Genomic DNA, 1,247 nt, shown 5'->3' with positions numbered 1-1,247 from the left:
TGGGCGATGAGCAGGTTAAGAGCGTTTTCGTGAATGTCTTCGGCGGTATCACCTCGTGCGATGCTGTGGCTGAGGGCATTGTGAAAGCGCTTGAGATTCTGGGCGATTCCGCAACTAAACCGCTTGTGGTGCGCCTGGACGGCAACAACGTGGAGGAAGGCCGCCGCATCCTCTCTGAGGCAAACCACCCGCTCGTGGTGCAGGCAACCACCATGGATTCAGGTGCCGACAAGGCAGCAGAGCTCGCTAACAAGGCGTAATCGCCACCGAAGGATTTATAGGAAAAACTATGTCTATCTTTGTGAACAAAGACTCTAAGGTCATCGTTCAGGGCATCACCGGCGGCGAAGGCACCAAGCACACCGCTCGTATGCTCGCAGCCGGCACAAACATTGTGGGCGGCGTGAACGCCCGCAAGGCTGGCACCACCGTTACCCACAAGGCAAAGGACGGCTCCGATGTTGAGCTGAAGGTCTTCGGTACCGTTGCCGAGGCTATTACCGAAACTGGTGCGAACGTTTCGATCGTTTTCGTGCCGCCCGCCTTCACCAAAGCCGCCGTGCTTGAGGCTATTGAGGCTAAGATCGGTCTGGTCGTCGTCATTACCGAGGGCGTGCCTGTGCAGGATACCGCTGAGTTCTGGGCTGCCGCGAAAGCTTCGGTGGACGAGAGCGGCAAGCAGATTACCCGCATTATCGGGCCGAACTGCCCCGGCATTATCACCCCTGAGGAGTGCCTGGTCGGTATTACTCCGGCGAATATCACCGGAAAGGGCAAGATCGGTCTTGTCTCTAAGTCGGGTACCCTCACCTACCAGATGATGTTCGAGCTCGCCGATATTGGGTTCACCACCGCTATCGGTATTGGCGGCGACCCGATTATCGGCACCACCCATATTGACGCTCTGGAGGCTTTCGAGGCTGACCCGGAGACCGAGGGCATTGTGATGATTGGTGAGATTGGTGGCGACGCGGAGGAGCGTGCCGCCGAATACATCAAGGCAAACGTCACCAAGCCCGTAGTCGGTTACGTGGCTGGTTTCACCGCTCCCGAGGGCAAGACCATGGGTCACGCGGGTGCGATCGTCTCAGGTTCTTCGGGGACCGCACAGGCGAAGAAAGAGGCCCTGGAGGCTGCTGGCGTGAAGGTTGGCAAGACCCCCTCCGAAGCCGCTAATCTGATGCGCGAAATCTTCGCCAACAAGTAGCATTTTGCCCGGTTCGGGCAGCTAATAAGACCCCCGGCGG

At 58.3% G+C, this 1,247-nt stretch carries 1 protein-coding gene and 1 pseudogene; both read left to right on the top strand.

The features are described from left to right. Positions 1-260 (top strand): annotated as a pseudogene (locus HMPREF2554_RS08090) (succinate--CoA ligase subunit beta); the annotation flags it as partial. Positions 261-289: 29 nt separating this feature from the next. After that, on the top strand, positions 290-1,207 hold the full coding sequence (gene sucD, locus HMPREF2554_RS08085; protein WP_070554617.1) for a succinate--CoA ligase subunit alpha: 918 nt from the start codon (positions 290-292) through the stop codon (positions 1,205-1,207). The last annotated feature ends 40 nt before the right edge of the window (positions 1,208-1,247 follow it).

The sequence above is a fragment of the Rothia sp. HMSC071F11 genome, assembly GCF_001809115.1.
Lineage (GTDB): Bacteria > Actinomycetota > Actinomycetes > Actinomycetales > Micrococcaceae > Rothia > Rothia dentocariosa.
Note: the sequence above shows the minus strand (reverse complement) of the source record. Positions and strands in the feature narration are given on the sequence as shown.